The following is a 21,439-nucleotide window of genomic DNA, read 5'->3' on the forward strand; positions in this document are numbered from 1 at the left end:
GGCTAACATGACCTGCGGCGCTATTTCCGACGCCTAGGAGCATGCGTGAGCGAGCAACGCACCGTCATCGTCCTCGCCGCCGGCGAGGGCAAGCGGATGAAGTCGGCCCTGCCCAAGGTCCTGCACACCCTGCTCGGCCGGAGCCTCGTCGGTCACGTGCTGGCCGCGGCGGCCCCGCTGGAGGCGCAGGCGACGCTGGTCGTCGTGGGTCACGGCGCCGAGCGGGTGCGCGAGCACCTCGGCGAGATCGCGCCGGCCGTCGCCCCGGTGGTGCAGGCCGAGCAGCGCGGGACCGGGCACGCCGTGCGCGTCGCGCTGCCGGCGGAGGCCTCCGGTACGGTCGTCGTGCTCAACGGGGACCTTCCGCTGGTCCGCTCGCAGACGCTGGTCGACCTGGTGGAGCGGCACGAGCGGGACGGGAACGCGGCCACGCTGCTGACCGCCGAGGTGGCCGACCCGAGCGGCCTGGGCCGGATCATCACCGGCGAGAAGGGTCTGGAGCGGATCGTCGAGGAGCGCGACGCCAGCCCGGCCGAGCGCGCCATCCACGAGATCAACGCCGGCGCCTACGCGTTCGACGCCGGCCTGCTGCGCGACGCGCTGGGCCGGGTGTCCACGGACAACGACCAGGGCGAGGAGTACCTCACGGACGTCCTCGGCCTGCTGGTGGCGGGCGGTCACCCGGTCCGCACGCATCTGGCCGGCGATCCGGACGAGGCGCTGGGTGCCAACGACCGGGCGCAGCTCGCCCAGCTCAGGGCGGTGCTGCGGGACCGGATCAACGAGCACTGGATGCGCGAAGGGGTATCGATCATCGACCCGGCCACCACCTGGCTCGACGTCACCGTGAGCCTGGGTCGGGATGTGGTGGTCGAGCCCAACACCCAACTGCGCGGGTCGACCGTGATCGGCGAGGGCGCGCTGGTCGGGCCGGACACCACGCTGACCGATGTGTCGATCGGCGACGGCGCTTCCGTCGTGCGTACCCACGGCTCCGGCGCCCAGATCGGGGCGGGCGCCTCGGTCGGCCCGTTCGCCTACCTGCGCGCGGGTACGGTCCTGGGGCGCAAGGGCAAGATCGGCACCTTCGTCGAGGTGAAGAACGCCGACATCGGTAGCGGGAGCAAGGTCCCGCACCTCAGCTACATCGGGGACGCCACGATCGGCGAGCACACCAACATCGGCGCGGCCTCGGTGACCGTCAACTACGACGGGGTCGACAAGCACCGCACGGTCATCGGTGACTACGCACGCACCGGCGCGGACAACATGTTCGTGGCGCCGGTCGAGGTCGGCGACGGCGCCTACACGGGCGCGGGTACCGTTGTGCGCCGTGACGTGCCCCCGGGCAGCCTCGCGGTGTCGAACGGACCGCAGCGGATTTTCGAGGGCTGGACGGAAAGTCACCGACCCGGGACGCCGGCGGCGGAGGCGGCGCAGCGCGCGCTGCGCGCCGCGGACACCCCGGAGGCGGCGGCCGATACCGAGACCGAATAGGCTGGTCGGGTAGCGCCACCGAGGCCGGCCGGGGTCGCGGATGGAATGGTCGTGGCCGGCAGGCGCCCTACCACCGACCGACCCACAGGGAGCGAGCCGATGGGCAGTATCACGGCGGAGAACCGTAAGACTCTGATGCTCTTCTCCGGTCGGGCGTTTCCCGAGCTGGCAGACGAGATCGGTAAGGTGCTCGGGGTACCGCCGACGCCCACTGACGCGTACGACTTCGCCAACGGTGAGATCTTCATCCGGTACCGGGAGTCGGTGCGCGGTTCCGACGCGTTCATGGTGCAGTCGATGTCCCAGCCGGTCAACGAGTGGCTGGTCGAATCACTGATCATGGTGGACGCGCTGAAGCGGGGTTCGGCCAAGCGGATCACAGTCGTCCTGCCGTTCTACCCGTACGCGCGGCAGGACAAGAAGCACCGCGGCCGGGAGCCGATCTCGGCCCGGCTGATGTCCGACCTGTACAAGACCGCCGGCGCCAACCGGATCCTCACCGTCGACCTGCATACCGCCCAGATCCAGGGCTTCTTCGACGGGCCGGTGGACCACCTGTTCGCGATGGACATCCTGGCCGGCTACGTCGAGGGCCGGTTCGCCGGCCGCCCGATCACCGTGGTGGCACCCGACTCGGGCCGGGTACGGGTGGCGGAGCGGTGGACCGACCGGCTGGGCGGCTGCCCGCTGGCGTTCATCCACAAGACCCGCGACCCGCTGAAGCCCAACCACGTGGTCGCCAACCGGGTGGTCGGCGACGTCGAGGGCCGGGTCTGCCTGATCGTGGACGACATGATCGACACCGGTGGGACGATCACCAAGGCGGCGGACATTCTGTTCGAGAGCGGCGCGGCGGACGTGGTGGTCGCGGCCACCCACGCGGTGCTGTCCGACCCGGCCACCGAGAAGCTGAAAAACAGCCGGATCAGCGAGGTGGTGGTCACCAACACGCTGCCGCTGCCGCCGGAGAAGCGCCTGGACAAGATCACGGTTCTGTCGATCGCCCCGCTCATCGCCCGCGCCATCCGCGAGGTGTTCGACGACGGCTCGGTCACCACGCTGTTCGGCGGCCTTTCCTGACCCAGCCCGCCGGCGGGGGCCCTTGACGCCCCCCGGCAGGCTGGTGCGTGCCGGGTGCCGCGTGCCCGGTGCGTCGGGTTCCACGATCCGCGCATCGATCCGGGGGTCGCGCACGGGCAGTGAGGGGCACTCGGGTAAGCTGGCACGGTTGCCACGGCGAGGGTGCCCCACGGGCCGCTTATGCGGCCGGCTGAGGCGCCGTGATCGACGCGGTGCTCTGGGCCCATGCCCCGTGCCCGCACTCTCGCCCGAGCGCCGCGATCGACTTCAGTATCAGAGCCTTAGTACCAGAGCTTAGACGGAAGGTGTACTCCCGTGTCCGAGGTCCGTATCAGCGCCGAGCCCCGCACCGAGTTCGGCAAGGGTGGTGCCCGGCGTACCCGTCGGGCCGGTAAGGTGCCCGCCGTGCTGTACGGCCACGGCGAGAAGCCCAAGCACATCGCGCTGCCCGCCCGTGACCTGGCCGCGGCGATCCGTCACGGCGGCATGACCCAGGTCTTCGACATCGCGCTGCCGGACGGCACCGCCACCCTGGCGCTGCCCAAGGCGATCCAGCGTGACCCGGTGAAGGACACGTTCGAGCACGTCGATCTGCTGATCGTGCGCCGGGGCGAGCGGGTCACCGTGGACGTGCCGGTGGTTCTGGTCGGCGAGGCGGCGCGGGACACCCTGGTCATGCAGGAGCACGAGACGCTGTCCGTGATCGCGGACGCCACCCGGCTGCCGGATCACGTGGACGCCTCGATCGAGGGCCTCGGCGCCGGCTCGCACGTGACCGCCGGTCAGGTCAAGCTTCCCGAGGGCGTCGAGCTGGCCGCCGAGCCGGACGTCGTGGTGGTCGTGGTGGCCGCCTCGCCGACCGCCGAGCAGATGGCGGCCGAGGGTGGCGCCGCGCCGAGCGAGGAGGCCGCTGAGGTCGCCGCGGGCGAGGGCCAGGCCGCCTGAGCTTAGTGTCCCGGAGCGCCGCCCGTCCGGGCCGGCGCTCCGGTGGTACGTGGGGCCGCCGGCTGGCTCGCCGGCGGACCTTCCGCCGCGGGGGTCGGATGGGCCCGCTGCTCGGCGGTTGAGAAGGGGTGCAGTGTCGGAGCCGTGGCTGGTGGTCGGGCTGGGTAACCCTGGATCCGAGTACGCGAAGAACCGGCACAACGCCGGCTTCATGATCGTTGATCTGATCGCGGAACGGACCGGCGCCCGGTTCGGTCGGCAACGCAAGGCGGCGGCAGACGTCGCCGAGGCCAGGCTCGGCGTGGGGGAGTCGGCGCCCCGGCTGGTACTGGCCAAGCCTATGACGTACATGAATCTTTCCGGCGGCCCGAGCGCGTGGCTGAGCCAGTTCTACAAGGTGCCGGTCGAGCGGATCATCGCGGCGCACGACGAGCTGGACATCCCGTTCGGGGAACTGCGGCTCAAGCGCGGTGGTGGCGAGGGCGGCCACAACGGGCTGCGCTCCATGGCGAAGTCGTTGGGCAGCAAGGAGTTCTACCGGGTGCGGTTCGGCATCGGCCGCCCGCCTGGCCGCCAGGATCCGGCCGACTACGTCCTGCGCGACTTCACCGCCACGGAGCGCAAGGAGCTCGACTTCCTGATCGATCGGGCCGCGGACGCGATCGAGATGATCATAAAGTCCGGACTGGAGCCGGCGCAGAACGCATATCATGCCGGCTGACCAGCTAATATGCCCGAAGCTCGTGCTGCGGCGGGCCGTACGGTTGTGCCGCGTCTCACAACGGGTAGGGCGGCGATCAGCCAACGTACCCTTGATGCGGACCGGCGCGGGAGCCCCGCGCCGGCGTTTGAGGAGGTTGCCTTGACCAGGGCGCGCCGAAGCTCGGAACGGTACTGACATGCCACCCGCCGTGGATGGCGCGTTCGCCCGATGGCTGGCCGAGCAGGCCGGTCAGGCGCTGATGGAGTTGCGGGCCGACGAGCGGTACCGGGACGACCCCGACGCACTGCGGGCGGCCGGCGACAAGCAGTCACATGACCTGATCACCGCCATGCTCGCCCGTTGGCGTCCGGGGGACGAGGTGCTCTCCGAGGAGGGCGTGCGCGACGACCCGGCGCGGCTGGACGCCGAGCGCGTGTGGATAGTCGACCCGCTGGACGGCACGCGGGAGTTCGGTGAGCCCGGCCGCGTGGACTGGGCCGTCCACATCGGACTGTGGTCGCGCGGATCGGCCGCGCCGTCCCGGCTCTCCGCCGCCGCCGTGGCGCTTCCGGCCCAGCATCGCGTCTTCGGCACGGACTTCCCGCCCGGGTACCCGCCGATGTCCGCCTCGGCCGCGCAGGCGGGCCCCAGCGGCACCGGCGAGGGGCCGGACGGGTCGGGCACCGGCCGGCTTCGGATCGCCGCCAGCCGCACCCGGCCGCCCGCGGTGCTGCAGCGGGTAGCGGACGAACTGGGGGCCACCATCGTGCCGATGGGCTCCGCGGGTGCGAAGATCATCGCTGTGGTGACCGGCGACGTCGACGCCTACGTGCACGCGGGCGGACAGTACGAGTGGGACTCCGCCGCGCCCGTGGCTGTGGCCACCGCCACGGGGCTGCACGCTTCCAGAATCGACGGGTCTGCGCTGGAATACAACCAGGCCGATCCCAAACTCCCCGATCTTGTGGTTTGCCGTAAAGATTTGGCTTCCCGACTGCTCGCCGCCCTGAGGTCGCCCCAATGAATCAGCCAGCCGCATACCGCGTCTCCCACCTCGACGCCCTGGAGTCCGAGAGCATCTTCGTGATGCGTGAGGTGATGGCCGAGTTCGAGCGCCCAGTGCTGCTCTTCTCCGGCGGCAAGGACTCCATCGTGATGCTCCGCTTGGCGGAGAAGGCGTTCGCGCCGGCCCGCATCCCGTTCCCGGTGATGCACGTGGACACCGGGCACAACTTCCCGGAGGTCCTGGAGTTCCGGGATCGCCGGGTCGCCGAACTCGGCGTGCAGCTGACCGTCGCGTCGGTGCAGGAGGCCATCGACGCCGGGCTGGTGCGCCAGGCGCCGGACGGGACGCGTAACCGCATCCAGACCCCGGTGCTGCTGGCCGCCGTCGAGAAGTACCGGTTCGACGCCCTGTTCGGTGGCGCCCGGCGGGACGAGGAGAAGGCGCGCGCCAAGGAGCGGGTGTTCAGCTTCCGGGACGACTTCGGCCAGTGGGACCCGAAGAACCAGCGGCCGGAGCTGTGGTCGCTCTACAACGGGCGGGTGCACCCCGGTGAGTCGATCCGGGTGTTCCCGCTGTCGAACTGGACCGAGCTGGACATCTGGCACTACATCGCCAGGGAGAAGCTGGCGCTGCCGGATATCTACTACGCGCACGAGCGCGAGGTGGTCGACCGCGACGGAATGCTCTACGCGGTCAACGAGTTCCTGCCGATGCGCGAGGGCGAGACGTCCTTTGTGGAGCGAGTGCGCTACCGCACGGTCGGGGACGCGTCGTGTACCGCCGCGGTGAGGTCCGACGCGGACGTCATCGAGAAAGTGATCGACGAGGTGGCCGCCACCCGGATCACCGAGCGGGGCGCGACCCGCGGGGACGACAGGGTCTCCGAGGCCGCGATGGAGGATCGCAAGCGCGAGGGGTACTTCTGATGGATGCGGGACGTGGCATGGACCTGTTGCGGTTCGCCACCGCGGGCTCGGTTGACGACGGCAAGTCGACGCTGATCGGGCGGCTGCTGTACGACTCGAAGGCGATTTTCACCGATCAGCTGGAGGCCGTCGAGGCGACCTCGCGCTCGCGCGGTGACGAATACACCAACCTGGCGCTGCTGACCGACGGCCTGCGCGCCGAGCGGGAGCAGGGCATCACGATCGACGTGGCGTACCGCTACTTCGCCACCCCGCGGCGCAAGTTCATCATCGCCGACACCCCGGGGCACATCCAGTACACCCGCAACATGGTGACCGGTGCGTCGACCGCCGACCTGGCGCTGATCCTGGTGGACGCGCGCAAGGGCATGGTCGAGCAGTCGCGGCGGCACGCGTTCCTGTGCTCGCTGCTGCGCGTGCCGCACATGGTGCTGTGCGTGAACAAGATGGACCTCGTCGATTACTCGCAAGAGGTGTTCGAGAAGATCGCCGACGACTTCTCCTGCTTCGCCATGAAGCTGGAGGCGCCGGACCTGACTGTCATCCCCATCTCCGCCCTGCACGGCGACAACATCGTGACCCGGTCGGACAACATGCCGTGGTACGACGGGCCGTCCCTGCTGCACCACCTGGAGCATGTGCACATCGCGTCCGACCGCAACCTGGTGGACGTGCGGTTCCCGGTGCAGTTCGTCATCCGTCCACAGTCGACGGTGGTGCAGGACTACCGCGGGTACGCCGGGCAGGTGGCCTCGGGCGTACTCAAGCCCGGCGACGAGGTGATGGTGCTGCCGTCCGGCTTCACCACCCGGATCGCGGGCATCGACACCGCCGACGGGCCGGTGGACGTGGCGTACCCGCCGATGTCGGTGACCATCCGGCTCGAGGACGAGCTGGATGTCTCGCGCGGCGACCTGATCTGCCGCCCGAACAACCAGCCGTCGGCCGCCCAGGACATCGAGGCGATGATCTGCTGGATGGACGAGACCCGGCCGATGGCGGTCGGCGGCAAGTACGCCATCAAGCACACCACCCGCTCCGCCCGCGCGGTCGTGCGCGACCTGCACTACCGGCTCGACGTCAACACGCTGCACCGGGACCACGCGGCCAACGGCCTGTCGCTCAACGAGATCGGCCGGGTGAAGCTGCGCACCACCGTGCCGCTGCTTGCCGACGACTACCGGCGTAACCGCACCACCGGCGGTCTCATCGTCATCGACGAGACGACCAACCGCACGGTCGGCGCGGGGATGATCGTCGACGCTTCCTGAGCGAGTCCGGCCCGGGCGGCTGCGCTGACGCCGCCGCCCGGGCGCTCGGTCAGGACTGGCGGTGGGCTCCCTCGCTGGCCACCGCCACGAACCAGGCCGGGGCGGTGAACCCGTTGGCCGCGAATGCCTCCGCGACCGCGGTGCCGACGGCATCGGCGGCCGCCGCGTCGACCAGCGCCAGCACGCAGCCGCCGAAGCCACCCCCGGTCATCCGGGCGCCGTGCGCCCCGGCGGCCAGGGCCGCCTCGACCGCGATGTCCACCTCGGGCACCGTGATCTCGTAGTCGTCGCGCATGGACGCGTGCGAGGCGGTCAGCAGCGGCCCGATCTCGCGTACCTTGCCGGTCCGCAGCAGCGCCACGGTGTCCAGTACCCGCTGGTCCTCGGTTACCACGTGCCGGACCCGCCGGCGCATCACCTCGTCGGGCAGCGCGGCGAGGGCGGCGTCGAGGTCGGTCACGTCACGCAGCGCGGGCAGGCCGAGCGCGGCGGCGGCCCGTTCGCAGGTCTCGCGCCGCACCGCGTACTCGTTGTCGGTGTGCCGGTGCGGCGCCTTGCTGTCGACGACCAGGATGGACAGGCCGTCGGCGGTGAGGTCGAACGGGATGTGTTCGACGGCAAGCGTTCGGCAGTCCAGGAACAGCGCGTGCCCGGCCCGGCACAGCGTCGAGGCGGACTGGTCCATGATGCCGGTCGGCACGCCGACGTACCCGTTCTCGGCGGCCTGTGCCACCGTCGGGCGCTTCGCTGCCGGCAGGTCCAGCCCGCCGAGGTCGACCAGCGCGGTGAGCACCGCACACTCCAGGGCGGCCGAGGAGGATAGGCCGGAGCCGACCGGCACGTCCGAGCTCACCGCGAACCGTGCGCCGCCCACGTCGAGACCGGACTGCCGCAGCGACCAGACGACTCCGGCCACGTAGCCGGCCCAGCCGCCGACCCGGCCGGGAGCCAGGTCGTCAGGGCCGAAGCTGACCGTCTCGCCGGTCTGCTCGGACCACACCGTCCACAGCGGACTGTCCGGTGCGGACGCCTCCACGGTCGTGCGGAGCGGCAGCGCGAAGGGCAGCACGAAGCCCTCGTTGTAGTCGGTGTGCTCGCCGATCAGGTTGACCCGGCCGGGGGCCGACCAGACTCCGGTGGGTGCCTGGCCAAAGATGTCAGTGAAGCTCACGGCGGTAGAACTCCCAGGCGTCGGAGACGATGTCGGGCAGGCTCGGCCGCTGGGGTACCCAGCCCAGCTCGACGCGGGCCTTTTCGGACGAGGCGACCAGGGAGGCCGGGTCGCCGGCACGGCGCGGCGCGATCTCGAACGGCACCGGTCGCCCGGTCACCGACCGCGTCACCTCGACCACCTCGCGGTTGGAGAAGCCCGTGCCGCTGCCGAGGTTGTAGATGCGATGCCCGCCGGTGGCCGATTCGCGTGGCACGGTGAGCCGGCCGGTGGCCGGATCGGCGTCACAGTCCATGGTGGACAGTGCGAGCAGGTGTGCGCGGGCCAGGTCCGTGATGTGGATGTAGTCGCGCAGGCAGGTGCCGTCCGGGGTCGGGTAGTCGCCGCCGTACAGCTGGAGGCCGTCCCGCTTGCCGGCCGCGACCTGTAGCGCGATGGGGATCAGGTGGCTTTCCGGGTCGTGTCGCTCGCCCACCATGGTGCCGTCGGGGCACCGGTGCGCGCCGGCCACATTGAAATACCGCAGGGACACCGCGGCGATCCCGTACGCGGTGGCCTCGCCCGACAGCGCCAGGTCGACGGCCAGCTTCGAGGCGCCGTACGGGTTCGGCGGCCGGGCGGCTGCGGTCTCCACGATGGGCAGCTGGTCCGGGTCGCCGTACACGCCGGCGGTGGAGGAGAACACGATCTTGCGCACCCCGGCCGAGCGCATGGCGTCCAGCAGGCGCAGCGAGCCGACCAGGTTGTTCTCCCAGTATTTCTCCGGGTGCTTGACCGACTCGCCGGCCTCGATGAACGCCGCGAAGTGCAGCACGCCGTCGAAGGAGGAATCGAGCACCTCGGCGGCCACGTCGTGTACCCGGCCCTGGACGAACCGCACCCCGTCGGGGACGCTGTCCCGGCGCCCGGTCGACAGGTCGTCCAGCACGACCACCTCGTGCCCGGCATCGAGCAGCAACCGGGTGACGACCCCGCCGATGTATCCGGCGCCGCCGGCCACGAGCAGCTTCACGCCTGAGCCTCCCTGAGCATCCGCGCCGCCTCTTCCGGCCGCACGTCATTGATGAACACGCCCATCGCCGACTCCGAGCCGGCCAGGTACTTCAGCTTGCCGGCGGCCCGACGGACGCTGGTGAGTTGAAGGTGAAGATAGGCGAGTTCCCGGTCGGGATGCCGCGCGGGGGCCTGGTGCCAGGCGGCGATGTAGGGCAGCGGGCCGTCGAACAGCGCGTCGCACCGGCGCAGCACGTCGAGGTACACCGGGCCGAACGCGGCCGACTCCTCGTCGGTCAGGTCGGTCAGGTCGAGCACGTGCCGATGCGGCGCCACGTGCACCTCGAAGGGCCACCGGGCGGCGGCCGGCACATAGGCCGTCCAGTGCTCGTTGGCGGCCACCACTCGGACCCCGGCGGCGCGCTCGGCCTCGAGCACGTCGGCGAACAGCAGCCGGCCGGTCCGCTCCCGGTGGCGGCGGGCGGCGGCCAGCATCCTGCTGGTGTGCGGCGGCACGAACGGGTACGCGTAGATCTGGCCGTGCGGGTGGCGCAGCGTAACGCCGATCTCCTCGCCCCGGTTTTCGAAGCAGAACACCTGCTCGATCCCGGGCATGGCGGACAGCTCGGCGGTGCGGTCGGCCAAGGCGGCCAACACGGTCCGGACCCGCTGCGGCGACAGCGACGCGAACGAGGCGTTGTGGTCCGAGGTGAAGCAGACGACCTCGCACCGCCCGGCGCCCACCCGAACCGGGGACATCGGGGTCGGCGCGACCGGCGGGGCGATCGGCGGCCGGTGGCTGAACGATGGGAAGCGGTTTTCGAACACCGCCACGTCGTAGTCGTAGGCCGGGATCTCGGTGCTGCGCTCGGGGCTCGACGGGTCCAGCGGGCACTCGTCCGACGGCGGCAGGTACGTGCGGGTCTGCCGGTGGGCGGCGATCGCCACCCACTCGTCGACCAGCGGGTCGTACCGCAGCTCCGAGGGCGGCGGTGGCGGCGGCAGTTCGCGCCGGTCGATCTCGGAACGGACGGCGTCATCGCGCTCGTCGAAATACATCAGCTCTCGTCCGTCGGCGAGCTGAATGAGCGTTTTCTTCATGTGATCGGTTCCTCCGCGTCCCCGTGTTCATCCCCAGCAATGATCAACTCACCGACCTGTCCGGCCAGCTCGGCGCGCGCCTGCTCGGGCAGGCCCGAGTCGGTAACCAGGACGTGCGCGTCCGCCAGGGCCGCGATGGTGGCGATGCCGATCAAGTCCCATTTGGTGTGGTCGGCGAGCACCACCAACCGCCGCGCGGCGGCCACCAGGGAACGGTTGGTGTCGGCCTCGGACAGGTTTGGCGTGGTGAAGCCGGCTCGTCCGCTCATCCCGTGCACGCCGAGAAAGAGCAGGTCCAGGTTGATCCGGGCGGCCGCCTCCTGGGCGACCGGGCCGACCAGTGCGTCGGACGGGGTGCGCGTGCCCCCGGTGAGCACCACCGTCTGGTCTGACCGGCCGTGGTGGTAGAAGACGTCGGCCACCGGGATCGAGTTGGTCACCACCGTGAGCTCGGCCACGTCGATGAGCTCCCAGGCCAGCGCCGCGGTCGTGGTGCCGGCGGAGACGCCGATCGCGCTGCCGGGCTTGGCCAGTGCGGCGGCGGCGCGCGCGATGGCCATCTTCTCGGCCCGCTGCTGCTCTGCCTTTGCCGCGTAACCAGGCTCGTCGGTGGCGCCGTCAACGGCCACGGCGCCGCCGTGGACCTTGGCGACCAGGCCGCGGTCGGCCAGCACCTCGATGTCCCGCCGGATCGTCATGTCCGAGACGCCGAGCACCCGGACCAGGTCGGCGACCCGCGCGCCACCGTGCCGGCGGACGCGGTCGAGGATGGACGCCTGTCGTTGCTGTGCGAGCACCAGACCTCCCTGATCTCCTTCGCCGGGGCTTCGAATCAATCTTGCCTAATTTTCCCTCAGAACTCAACACTTTCAAACACAAATCTTGGGAGCAATCGTCGTCCTGTGCGAGGTAATTCATAGCTTCTCTGGATAGACTGCGCCAATGCGCAAGGCCGGGAGGCAGTCGGTCTCTCGTATTCGGGACGGCCGGCCGGGTGGCGGCCCGGCGGACGGTGGCCCGGCGGGCGGGCGCTCGGCGGGTGGGCGCTCGGCGGGTGGCGGCCTCGCGCTACGGCTCGCCGCGGCGTTGATCCGGTTGTTCGGCCCCGGGCCCGCGAGCGGCCGGGGATCGATCAACGAGTCCGCGCTGCGCGACCTGGTGGCGGCCAACCAGGTGATCGACGGTGAGGAGCGCCGGATCATCGACGAGGTGCTCGCTTCCGGTAGCCGGCACGTGCGCGAGGTCATGGTGCCGCGCACCGACGTGGTGTTCCTCGACGCCGCCCTGCCGCTGCCGGTCGCCGGCTCCATCATCCGGTCCGCCCGGTACTCCCGGTTCCCGGTCATCGACGGCTCGCACGACGACGTGGTCGGCTTCGTACACCTGCGCGACCTGCTCATCCGGACGGACCTGGACGACACCGGCACGGTCGGCGACCTGACCCGGGAGATCAAGCGGCTGCCGGCCGGCAAGCGGGTGCTGCCGGCGCTGTCCGAGATGCGCCGCGAGGGGCACCAACTCGCGGTGGTGGTCGACGAGTACGGCGGCACGGCCGGCATCGTGACGCTGGAGGACCTGATCGAGGAGCTGATCGGCGAGATCACCGACGAGTACGACCTGGCGCCCGACCCGGTACCCGACGACGGCACGGCGCCGGCCGAGGTGGACGGCCGGCTCAACCTCGCCGACTTCGCCGAGCGCACCGGGATCGAGCTGCCGGTCGGCCCGTACGAGACGGTCGGCGGGTTGGTGATGGCCCGGCTGGGCCGGCTGCCGGAGGTGGGGGACGAGGTGCGACTGGAGTCCTGCCGGCTGGTGGTGGCGGCCATGGAGGGCCGGCGGGTGGCTCGGGTGGCGCTGCTGGCGGGGGCCCGCTAGCCCGGGCGTCACGACGTGGGCAGGGTCGGCGCGGTCGCGCTCACCCAGTTCGACCCGTCCGAGGACACCCTGGGCGCGGACCCCAGCGACACGTACCCGTTGGAGACCGCGATCACCGGGCCGTCCGGGCCGGTGGCGTTGCTGAAGCTCAGGCCCCGGTCGGTGCTCTGCGCGTAGCTCGGCCCGGGGTCGGTGGCGAGCCAGGCCAGCAGCGAGCCGTCCGGCCGCACGATCAGCCCGTACCCGGCCCCGGTGTCGGTCTGCACCGGCCAGGGCAGCTCGGTGTCCAGGTGCTGCCAGGACATCCCGCCATCCAGGGTCCGGAACAGCGCGAAGTTCCGGTCGACGGCACGGGCCAACAGGTACGCGACCTGCCCCTGGTAGGTCGCCAACACCGGCAGGTTGGCGCCGGCCATGACGGGCAGCCGCGAGGTGGTCCAGTGGTGGCCCGCGTCCCGGCTCACCGACACCGCTAGGTCCCCGGTCACCGGGTCGGTACCGGTGACCCACAACCCGTTCGCGGGTGCCACCGAGGCGACGTTGAGCTGGCCGATCGGCGGCTGCTGGGGGAGCGAGCGCAGCATGTTGGTGCGTGCGTCGGTCGCCCACAGGGTGCCGGTGTTGTCGACCACCCCGATCCGGTCGCCGATCTCGGCGCTGCCCGGACGGGGATCGTCGGTCAGGTTGCCGAGGTCGATCCGCTGGTACTTGCGGCCACCGCTGGCCGGCATGGCGCTGATCACCAGGCAGCTGTTGCTCAGCGCCTCCAGGCGGAACCCGGTCAGCGGGTCGGTCGGGCGGGAACGGAGAAGACCGATCTTGGCCGGGCCGGTCGGGGTGACCGGCGAGGAGACCTGCAAGTGGGTCAGCTGCAGGTCGCACGAGCTCCCGCGGCACACGTCGACCAGTGCGTAGACATGATCGATATCGGCGCCGTCGGCCGCCACGATGGTGGCCTGGGGCGCCACCCCGCGCGGCGACGGCGACGGGCTGGTCGGGCCGACCGGGCCGGGCGCGGGCAGGTACGGGTCGGAGACCGGCCCGAGCATGGTGTTTGTTCCCCGGTTGCGCGCGGCGAGCACCCCGGCCGGCGTCAGCAGCGCCAGCACCACCAGCACCGCGGAGGCCGTGGCCAGCAACCCCCGGGCGCGCAGCCGGCGGGCCCGCCGCGCGACCTGGTCGAATTCGGGCAGCATGGTGGCTGCCTCGATCTCGGCGCGCAGGCGGTTGAAGTCCAGCTCAGCCATGGCTGTTCTCGATCCTCCAGTCTCCTGGAGAAGCGTGGGGAGTGCTCGCCTCGGCCACGACTCGGCCGGACTCGGCGGCGGGGGTCGCGCGCCGCAGGCCCGCCGCCGACCCGCGGGAGGGCCGCCGGGCGGGGGGTTTCGCGTCGCCGAGCGCGGCGCTCGAGCCCTCGCGGCCGACGGGGATGGCGCCGTCGTCCCGAACGACGGCCGGGGGCCGGGGGCCGGGGGGAGCCTGCGCGCCAGTGGGCGGCTGGGCGCCACTGGGCTGGGCACCGTGGAGCGGCTGGGCACCGTGGAGCGGCTGGGCGCCGGCCGCTTCCCTCGCGGCCTCGCCCGATTCGTCCGCGCGGTCGCTGAGCAGGCTGGCGAGCACGGCGCGGCCGCGCGACAGGCGGGCCTTGACGGTGCCGACCGGCACGCCGAGCGCCTCGGCCACCTCGTACACCGACATGTCCGCGAGGTGATGCAGGACGATGGCCTCCCGGGTCGGCCGGGACAGTCGCTGCAGGGCGGCGACCAGCGCCACCCGGTTCGGATCGGCCCCCGGAACGCTCTCCGGGGTGCGGGTGACCCGGCCGGTGCGGACCAGGGTGTCGAACAGCCGGCGGCGCCGCCAGCGGGTGCGGGCCAGGTTGACCGCGACCGTGCGCAGCCACGCCTCGGGGTCGGCGACGTCCAGGAAGACCTTGGGCCGGGCCAGCGCCCGGGCGTACGCCTCCTGCACCAGATCCTGAGCATCGGCGAAGTCGCCGGTCAGCGCGTAGAGGGCAGCCACCAGCCGTCGGTAGAAGGCCTGATAGGCCTGCCGTACCGCTTCCCGCGCTTCGAGCTCGTCTGGCATGGCGGCCCCTCCCACGCTTCGGTCATCATCTCCGACCGCTGCCGAGGCCGCCAGGTTGCACCTGCGAGAATGACGCGCATGCCTGACAGCGCTGCCAAGCCACGGGTCCTGTCCGGGATCCAGCCCACCGCGGACTCCTTCCACCTGGGCAATTACCTGGGGGCGGTGCGCAACTGGGTGGCCATGCAGGAGACGCACGACGCCTTCTACTGCGTGGTCGATCTGCATGCGATCACCGCCGGTCATGATCCAGAGACTCTGCGTAAGCGTACTCGGATCAGCGCGGCCCAGCTGCTGGCCGTCGGCCTGGACCCGGACCGGTGCACGCTGTTCGTCCAGTCGCACGTGCCGGAGCACGCCCAGCTGGCCTGGGTGATGGGGTGCATCACCGGGTTCGGTGAGGCGTCCCGAATGACCCAGTTCAAGGACAAGTCGAGCCGCCAGGGCGCCGAGCGGGCCAGCGTCGGCCTGTTCACGTACCCGGTCCTGCAGGCCGCGGACATCCTGCTGTACCAGGCGGACCAGGTGCCGGTCGGCGAGGATCAGCGCCAGCACCTGGAGCTGACCCGCGACCTGGCCCAGCGGTTCAACGGCCAGTTCGGCGCGACGTTCACGGTCCCGGCCGCGTACATCGTCAAGGAGACCGCGAAGATCACCGACCTGCAGGACCCGACCGCGAAGATGTCCAAGTCGTCCTCGTCGCCGGCGGGCATCATCGACCTGCTGGAGGACCCGGCCCGGTCGGCCAAGAAGATCCGTTCGGCGGTGACCGACACCGGTCGCGAGATCCGGTTCGACCCGGAGAACAAGCCCGGCATCTCCAACCTGCTGGGCATCTACTCGGCGCTGGCCGGGCGGTCCGTCTCCGATCTCGAGGCGGAGTACGAGGGCCGGGGTTACGGCGACCTGAAGAAGGATCTCGCCGAGGTCGTGGTGGAGTTCGTCCGGCCAATCCAGGAGCGCACGGCGACATACCTGGGCGATCTAGCGCAATTGGACAAGCTGCTAGCGGTCGGTGCCGAAAAGGCTCGTTCCATCTCCGCCACCACGCTGCGTACCGTGTATCAGCGGATCGGATTCCTCGCGCCGGCGACCGGCGCGTAGCTTCCCGTGAGGAGAGCGCTGCGTTGGATGGGACGCTGCGGGTGGGCGTGGCGACCGGCATTCCCGAGCCATGGGGCGGGCAGCTGGACCGGTCCCGGTCGGAGTCCGGGGACCCGCTGGCCGCGCTGATCCCGGCGCACGTGACGCTGCTGGGCCCGACCGACGTCGACTCGTCGGTGTTGCCGGAGATCGAGCGGCATCTCGCCGGGGTGGCCGCGGAGCACTCCGCGTTCCCGGTGTGGCTGCGCGGCACCGGCACGTTCCGGCCGGTGACCGAGGTGGTGTTCGTCGCGATCGCGGTCGGGATCAGCGAGTTCGAGCGGCTGGCCGACGCGGTGCGGGCCGGGCCGCTGGAACGGGAGCTGCATTTCCCGTACCACCCGCACGTCACCGTCGCACACGACGTGCCGCCGCCGGCGCTGGACGCGGTCTTCGACAAGCTGGCGGGGTTCTCCGCGCGGTTCTCCGTCGACCACTTCACGCTCTACGTGCACGGCTCGGACGGGCGCTGGCGCCCGGTGCGGGACTTCCCGCTGGCCGCTGCGTGAACCCGCTGGCCCGCCTGGAGTCGGCCTTCGCCTTCGTGATCCGCCGCTCCCGGGCGGGCTCGCCCAGATTCGACCACTTCTGGAAGGCCCGCAACCGGTACGGGCAGACGTTCGGCGCCCGGCTCGCCGCGGCCATCGCGTATTACGGGTTCTTCGCCGCGTTCGCGGTGGGTCTGCTGGGCTACTCGCTGCTGGGCTACGTGCTGAACAACAACCCGGCGGTGCTGCGCACCGTCAACGGGTACCTGGTGGACAACCTGCCGTTCCTCAATCCGACCGCTATCCAGAGCGCCCGCAACACCGTCGCTCTGGTCGGTCTGGTCGGGCTGGTGTTCGCCGGCATCGGTTGGATCGACAGCATGCGCTCGTCCCAGCGGGCGATGTGGCACCTGGAGCAGCAGCCCGGCAACTGGCTGGTGCGCCGGGTGATCGACCTGGCCATGATGATGGCGCTCGGCCTGCTGTTGGCCGGCGCGCTCTGGCTGTCGTCGGGCGTCCGCGACCTGGCCCACCTCCTGCTGCAGTGGCTGTTTCCGGACCTGGCCGCGGCGGCGCCGGACGGGCGCATCCTGCACTGGCTCGGCGACGGCCTCACAGTGCTGGTGAACCTGGTGATGACGGCGGCCCTGCTGGTCGCGGTGCCCCGGCTGTGGGTGTCGCCCCGCCGGCTCGTGCCATCGGTGCTGCTGGTCGGGCTCGGACTGACGGCGCTGACCACGGCCGGCCGGCTGTACATCCAGCACACCGAGAACAATCCGGCCTACAAAGTGGCCGGCGCGGCGGTCGGACTGCTGGTGTTCCTCTACCTGTTCGGCCAGCTCCTGCTGTTCGGGGCGGCGTACGCGGCGACCAGCCCGCACGGCAGGGTGGTCGACCTGGGCGGCGGCAAGGTGGCACCCGAGGCGCCCGCCGCGGGCCCGGCGACCGGCGGAGGCGAGGCGCCCGGTGCGGCTGCCGCGGCAGGCCCGGAGACGGCAGCCGGCGCGGCTCCGGCGGCCGATGAGGCTCCGGCGGCCGGGGCGGGCCAGGCGGCCGGCGCGGGGCAGATGCCGGGCGGGGGTGCCGGGAGGGTGGTCTCCCAGGCCGGCCCAGCCGACGGGGCGGTGCCGGAGCCGGCCCGCGAGCCGGGCGGTCGAGCCACCGACGGCCCGGCCGACTGAGCGGAGCAGGGCGTCCCGGCCGGCGGTTGGGCAAGATCGCCGGCATGTCGCGGGGCGGAACGGGCGGCGCGGCGCGCGACCGAGGACGAAGATGATGGCCGTGGGAACCCTAGTGACGCTGGAACTGCCGGACGATTCGCCGGTGCTGTCGATGCCGTGGATCATCACCTTCGGGCCGCTCTCCGATGAGGAGGAGTGGGAGCCGGTGGTCTGCGGGCCGTACGAACGCCCGCACGCCCTGGCAATGGCCGAGGAGATCGTCGCGGATGACGAGCTGATGGCGGTGGTCGAGCCGCTGCTGCCGCTGGTCGAGCTGGATCGCATCCGCGAGGAGATAGCGGTCGCCCGCGCGCTGGCCGAGGAGGTCGACGCCGACGAGGACGACGACATGATCGACGTCCGGGAGTCGGACGACGAAATGCTCGGTGAGCTGGCCGGTGCCGATGACTCCGGCGGGGTGCGGGCCGTGCCGCCGACCCCGGACGAGATCCGGGCCGGCTTCGCCCGGATCGCCACCCGGCTGACCGGCGCCCACTAGCCGCCGCGTCGCCGCTGACGGACGGACGCCTCGCCGGCGCCCGACACCCGCCGCGCCGTCCCCTCGCCGGCGCCCGACGGCCGCCGCGCGGCCTCCGGGCGCCGGTGAGCAATCAGGACGCGGTGAACCAGGCGGCGGTGTCGGTGGGCAGCAGGCCGTCCGCCAGCGGCCCGCTGGCCAGCAGTGGGGCGCCGTACCCGGCCGGGGGCGGTACCGGCTCGTCGCCGAGGTTGACCACGCAGCGCAGGCCGCCGAGGCGCTCGAAGTCGAGTACGGTCTCGGGCGATTCGTGCCAGGTCAGCCGACCGGTCGCCGTGTCGGACCGGCGCAGGCGCAGCGCGTCGCGGTAGAGCGACAGCGTCGAGGACGGGTCGCCGTCCTGCGCCGCGGCCGTGAGCGGCGCCCACCGGTCCGGGCTGGGCAGCCACTCCGCTCCGGTGTCGCTGAACCCGAACGGCGGCCGGTCGCCCGACCACGGGATCGGCACCCGGCAGCCGTCCCGGCCCTTGTCCGCGCCGCCCGAGCGGCGGAACACCGGGTCCTGGCGGGCCTCGTCCGGCAGGTCGAGCACCTCGGGCAGGCCGAGCTCCTCGCCCTGATAGAGGTATGCCGAGCCGGGCAGCGCCAGCATCAGCAGGGTGGCGGCGCGGGCCCGTTCGAGGCTGCCGTACCGGGTCACGTGCCGCTTCGTGTCGTGGTTGGAAAGCACCCAGGTGGTGGGGGCGCCGACCGCCTCGGCGGCGGACAGGCAGCTGTCGATGGTGCGCCGCAGGTCAGGCGCTGACCAGGGCGCCTGCAGGAAGTCGAAGTTGAACGCCTGGTGCAGTTCGTCGGCGACCACGTACCGGGCCAGCCGGCTGGGCGGGGTCACCCAGGCCTCGGCGACGGCTATCCGGTCGCCCGGGTACGAGTCGAGGATCTTGCGCCAGTCGCGGTACACGTCGTGCACCTCCTCCTGGTCGTAGTACGGCAGCACGGTGTGCGTCCCGCCCTCCGGCGGGTTGCCCAGCGACGGCAGGCCGACGGCCTTGATCATGCCGTGCGCCACGTCGATCCGGAATCCGTCAACCCCCCGGTCGAGCCAGAACCGCAGCACCGACTCGAACTCGGCTCGCACCTCGGGGTTGCGCCAGTTGAAGTCCGGTTGCCCGGAGTCGAACAGGTGCAGGTAATACTGGCCGTCGGGCACCCGCGACCAGGCGGAGCCACCGAACATCGACTGCCAGTCGTTGGTGGTGTCGCTGAAGATGTACCGCTGCCGGGCCGGCGAGTTGGGCGGGGAGGCGAGTGCCTCGACGAACCACGGGTGCGCGGAGGACGAGTGGTTGGGCACGATGTCGACGATGACCCGAAGGCCCAGCCGGTGCGCGTCGGCCAGCATCGCGTCGAAGTCGGCGAGGGTGCCGAAGCGCGGGTCGACGTCGCGATAGTCGGCCACGTCATAGCCGCCGTCGGCCAGCGGGGACGGGTAGAACGGGGTCAGCCAGAGCGCGTCGATGCCCAGTTCGCGCAGGTACGGGAGCTTCGCGCGCAGGCCGGGTAGGTCGCCCTCGCCGTCGCCGTTCCCGTCGGCGAAGCTGCGTACGTATACCTCATAGATGACGGCACCGCGCCACCACTTGTCCATTGTGGACTCCTCAGCCGCAGATCGATCCGCCGGCCGGGATCGTCACCGGGCCGCCCCGCACCGGAAGATCGATCGTCGCACGAGACGCCCGGTCCGTCGACCGGAGCGCGATTGTCGATCATGGCCGTCGGCGCGAACCGCGTGGAGGAGTCCTCCGTTCACGCTTCAAGATCACTCTCGGTACCCGGCCGAGTACGGTCGCCGCGGCGACCGTGACCACCGGTTTCGGATGCGCGGTGATTTTCGTGGACTTCGGGTAGGCATCCCGAAATGGGGGGTACCGCCCGTCTAGAGACACGACTCCGTTACGGCTGAGTAACGCGAATGAACCACGGCCAACGGAACGGTTCACGCGGCGGGAGAAGGGCGTACGCTCCCGTCGAGTTGGGACCGCCGTGACCCGGTGGTGTGATGTGGAAGGAGATCGTCTTGCGCCCAGTGCGTGGGATGAGGCTGGTCGGAGTCCTCGCGGTCGGGGGCCTTGTGCTCGCTGCCGCCGGCTGCGGCAAGCCTCCAGCGAAGAACAACGGCGCCAACGGTGCGGCGAGCGCGAGTGGCAAGCCGGCCCATGGCTGCATGGTCACCGATACGGGCGGCATCAACGACCGTTCCTTCAACGCATCGGCCTGGACGGGCATGCAGGCTGCGGCTTCGAAGAACTCGAACATCAAGGTGGACTACGTCCAGTCCTCCTCCGAGGCCGACTACCAGCCCAACCTCACGCAGTTCGTCAACCAGAAGTGTGACCTCATCGTCGCCATCGGCGGGCTGATGGGCGACGCGACCTCCGCCGCGGCCAAGGCGAACCCCGACCAGAAGTTCGCGATCGTCGACGACAGCCTGCCGCTGGCCAACGTCTACTCGATCCAGTTCGACACCGCGCAGGCCGGTTACCTCGCCGGTTACCTGGCCGCCGGGTACAGCAAGAGCAAGACCGTGGCTACCTACGGCGGCGTCAAGATCCCGCCGGTGACCATCTTCATGGACGGCTTCGTCCAGGGCGTGCAGCACTACAACGAGGTCAAGAAGGCCAACGTCAAGGTGCTGGGCTGGAACAGCGCCTCGCAGAACGGCTCGTTCACCAACGACTTCACCGACCAGAACAAGGGCCGGTCGCTGTCCGACGCCTTCGTGGCCCAGGGCGCCGACGTGATCATGCCGGTGGCCGGTGGCGCCGGCCTCGGTACCGCGGCGGCGGCCCAGCAGTCCGGCGGCAAGTACAGCGTGATCTGGGTCGACCAGGACGGCTGCGTGAGCGCCGCCCAGTACTGCTCGGTGTTCCTGTCGACCGTCGTGAAGAACGTCTCCGACGCGACCCAGGCGGCGCTGGCCTCGACGTCGGCGGGCAGCCTGCAGGGCGGTACCGGCTCGATCGGCACCCTGGCCAACAACGGCGTGCAGCTGGCCCCGTACCACGACTTCGACAGCAAGGTCCCGGCCGAGCTGAAGACCGAGATCGACAAGCTGAAGCAGGACATCATCTCGGGCACGGTGAAGGTCACCTCGCCGGCCGAGCCGGTGCCGCCGGCCGTCGGCTCGGACACCTCGTCGGTGGCCCCGTCGGCGTCGGCCGTGCCGTCCGCGTCGTCGTCCGTCGTCCCGTCACCTTCGGCCTCCTAGCCGATGCCGGTCCGGTGCCGCCTCCCCTCTAATGAGTCGGGAGGCGGCACCGCGTACTTACGGACCCACCCTGGTGTTCCCGACATTGCCGCAGGTAGGGTCCCCCCTGCCCGGGGCCCGCATCTTCCGACAGGGGTGATCTGAGCTGAGACTCGAACTGCGCGGCATCACCAAGCGCTTTGG

General features: G+C 71.2%; 18 protein-coding genes and 2 pseudogenes. 13 read left to right on the forward strand and 7 right to left on the reverse strand.

From position 1 onward, the window contains the following. Window positions 1–45 precede the first annotated feature (45 nt). The 7 genes from glmU to ABEA87_RS27190 all read left to right on the forward strand — a co-directional run bounded on the left by glmU (window position 46) and on the right by ABEA87_RS27190 (window position 7,428). Window positions 46–1,497: a bifunctional UDP-N-acetylglucosamine diphosphorylase/glucosamine-1-phosphate N-acetyltransferase GlmU gene (gene glmU, locus ABEA87_RS27160; protein ID WP_345634268.1), complete on the forward strand. Its 1,452-nt coding sequence runs from the start codon at window positions 46–48 to the stop codon at window positions 1,495–1,497. A 99-nt stretch (window positions 1,498–1,596) separates the two neighbouring features. After that, window positions 1,597–2,577 carry a ribose-phosphate diphosphokinase gene (locus tag ABEA87_RS27165; protein ID WP_345634270.1) on the forward strand — a complete coding sequence of 327 codons (981 nt, stop codon included), beginning with the start codon at window positions 1,597–1,599 and terminating at the stop codon, window positions 2,575–2,577. Window positions 2,578–2,892: 315 nt separating this feature from the next. Next, window positions 2,893–3,522 (forward strand): 50S ribosomal protein L25/general stress protein Ctc, encoded by a 630-nt coding sequence (locus ABEA87_RS27170; RefSeq protein ID WP_345634271.1) that lies wholly within the window; start codon window positions 2,893–2,895, stop codon window positions 3,520–3,522. A 133-nt stretch (window positions 3,523–3,655) separates the two neighbouring features. Further along, window positions 3,656–4,243 carry an aminoacyl-tRNA hydrolase gene (gene pth / locus ABEA87_RS27175; RefSeq protein ID WP_345634273.1) on the forward strand — a complete coding sequence of 196 codons (588 nt, stop codon included), beginning with the start codon at window positions 3,656–3,658 and terminating at the stop codon, window positions 4,241–4,243. A 178-nt stretch (window positions 4,244–4,421) separates the two neighbouring features. After that, a complete protein-coding gene (locus ABEA87_RS27180; protein WP_345634275.1) occupies window positions 4,422–5,249 on the forward strand; it encodes a 3'(2'),5'-bisphosphate nucleotidase CysQ in 828 nt (275 codons plus the stop codon). After that, complete coding sequence (gene cysD, locus ABEA87_RS27185; RefSeq protein WP_345634277.1) at window positions 5,246–6,157, forward strand: sulfate adenylyltransferase subunit CysD; 912 nt, start codon at window positions 5,246–5,248, stop codon at window positions 6,155–6,157. Before ABEA87_RS27180 ends, cysD begins: the two co-directional genes overlap by 4 nt. Continuing rightward, complete coding sequence (locus ABEA87_RS27190) at window positions 6,157–7,428, forward strand: sulfate adenylyltransferase subunit 1 (RefSeq protein ID WP_345634278.1); 1,272 nt, start codon at window positions 6,157–6,159, stop codon at window positions 7,426–7,428. Before cysD ends, ABEA87_RS27190 begins: the two co-directional genes overlap by 1 nt. A gap of 49 nt (window positions 7,429–7,477) precedes the next feature. Here the strand turns inward: ABEA87_RS27190 and galK are convergent, their stop codons facing one another. The 4 genes from galK to ABEA87_RS27210 are packed head-to-tail and all read right to left on the reverse strand — an operon-like array spanning window position 7,478 to window position 11,490. After that, window positions 7,478–8,599 (reverse strand): galactokinase, encoded by a 1,122-nt coding sequence (gene galK, locus ABEA87_RS27195; protein ID WP_345634279.1) that lies wholly within the window; start codon window positions 8,597–8,599, stop codon window positions 7,478–7,480. After that, window positions 8,586–9,611 carry a UDP-glucose 4-epimerase GalE gene (gene galE / locus ABEA87_RS27200; RefSeq protein WP_345634281.1) on the reverse strand — a complete coding sequence of 342 codons (1,026 nt, stop codon included), beginning with the start codon at window positions 9,609–9,611 and terminating at the stop codon, window positions 8,586–8,588. Before galE ends, galK begins: the two co-directional genes overlap by 14 nt. Further along, on the reverse strand, window positions 9,608–10,693 hold the full coding sequence (gene galT / locus ABEA87_RS27205) for a galactose-1-phosphate uridylyltransferase (protein WP_345634283.1): 1,086 nt from the start codon (window positions 10,691–10,693) through the stop codon (window positions 9,608–9,610). Before galT ends, galE begins: the two co-directional genes overlap by 4 nt. Further along, the gene (locus ABEA87_RS27210; protein WP_345634285.1) at window positions 10,690–11,490 is read right to left on the reverse strand and encodes a DeoR/GlpR family DNA-binding transcription regulator; all 801 of its coding nucleotides are present in this window, start codon (window positions 11,488–11,490) and stop codon (window positions 10,690–10,692) included. The genes galT and ABEA87_RS27210 overlap by 4 nt, the downstream gene beginning before the upstream one ends. Window positions 11,491–11,635: 145 nt before the next feature. Here ABEA87_RS27210 and ABEA87_RS27215 point away from each other — a divergent pair, with 145 nt between their 5' ends. Continuing rightward, window positions 11,636–12,571, forward strand: a complete 936-nt coding sequence (locus tag ABEA87_RS27215; protein ID WP_345634287.1) for a hemolysin family protein — start codon at window positions 11,636–11,638, stop codon at window positions 12,569–12,571. Window positions 12,572–12,579: 8 nt separating this feature from the next. Here ABEA87_RS27215 and ABEA87_RS27220 read toward each other — a convergent pair whose 3' ends face one another. After that, entirely contained in the window at window positions 12,580–13,818 is a 1,239-nt protein-coding gene (locus ABEA87_RS27220) for a WD40/YVTN/BNR-like repeat-containing protein (RefSeq protein ID WP_345634288.1), read from the reverse strand. A gap of 352 nt (window positions 13,819–14,170) precedes the next feature. Beyond that, window positions 14,171–14,659 (reverse strand): annotated as a pseudogene (locus ABEA87_RS27225) (RNA polymerase sigma factor); the annotation flags it as partial. 78 nt (window positions 14,660–14,737) lie between these two features. Between ABEA87_RS27225 and trpS the strand changes: the two are divergent. The 4 genes from trpS (at window position 14,738) to ABEA87_RS27245 (ending at window position 18,009) form a co-directional block, all read left to right on the forward strand. Beyond that, the gene (trpS, locus tag ABEA87_RS27230) at window positions 14,738–15,763 is read left to right on the forward strand and encodes a tryptophan--tRNA ligase (protein ID WP_425570962.1); all 1,026 of its coding nucleotides are present in this window, start codon (window positions 14,738–14,740) and stop codon (window positions 15,761–15,763) included. A gap of 23 nt (window positions 15,764–15,786) precedes the next feature. Continuing rightward, entirely contained in the window at window positions 15,787–16,311 is a 525-nt protein-coding gene (locus tag ABEA87_RS27235) for a 2'-5' RNA ligase family protein (protein WP_345634292.1), read from the forward strand. Beyond that, window positions 16,308–17,471, forward strand: a complete 1,164-nt coding sequence (locus ABEA87_RS27240; RefSeq protein WP_345634293.1) for a YihY/virulence factor BrkB family protein — start codon at window positions 16,308–16,310, stop codon at window positions 17,469–17,471. The genes ABEA87_RS27235 and ABEA87_RS27240 overlap by 4 nt, the downstream gene beginning before the upstream one ends. A 100-nt stretch (window positions 17,472–17,571) precedes the next feature. Next, window positions 17,572–18,009, forward strand: a complete 438-nt coding sequence (locus ABEA87_RS27245) for a hypothetical protein (protein WP_345634294.1) — start codon at window positions 17,572–17,574, stop codon at window positions 18,007–18,009. A gap of 112 nt (window positions 18,010–18,121) precedes the next feature. Here ABEA87_RS27245 and ABEA87_RS27250 read toward each other — a convergent pair whose 3' ends face one another. Beyond that, window positions 18,122–19,636 carry a glycoside hydrolase family 13 protein gene (locus tag ABEA87_RS27250; RefSeq protein WP_345634295.1) on the reverse strand — a complete coding sequence of 505 codons (1,515 nt, stop codon included), beginning with the start codon at window positions 19,634–19,636 and terminating at the stop codon, window positions 18,122–18,124. A 447-nt stretch (window positions 19,637–20,083) separates the two neighbouring features. On the opposite strand from ABEA87_RS27250, the pseudogene ABEA87_RS27255 reads away from it, so the two are divergent. Next, a pseudogene (locus ABEA87_RS27255) lies at window positions 20,084–21,154 on the forward strand (BMP family lipoprotein); the annotation flags it as partial. Window positions 21,155–21,439 lie beyond the last annotated feature (285 nt).

Origin of the sequence: Rugosimonospora acidiphila, from assembly GCF_039543385.1 — a bacterium.
GTDB lineage: Bacteria > Actinomycetota > Actinomycetes > Mycobacteriales > Micromonosporaceae > Rugosimonospora > Rugosimonospora acidiphila.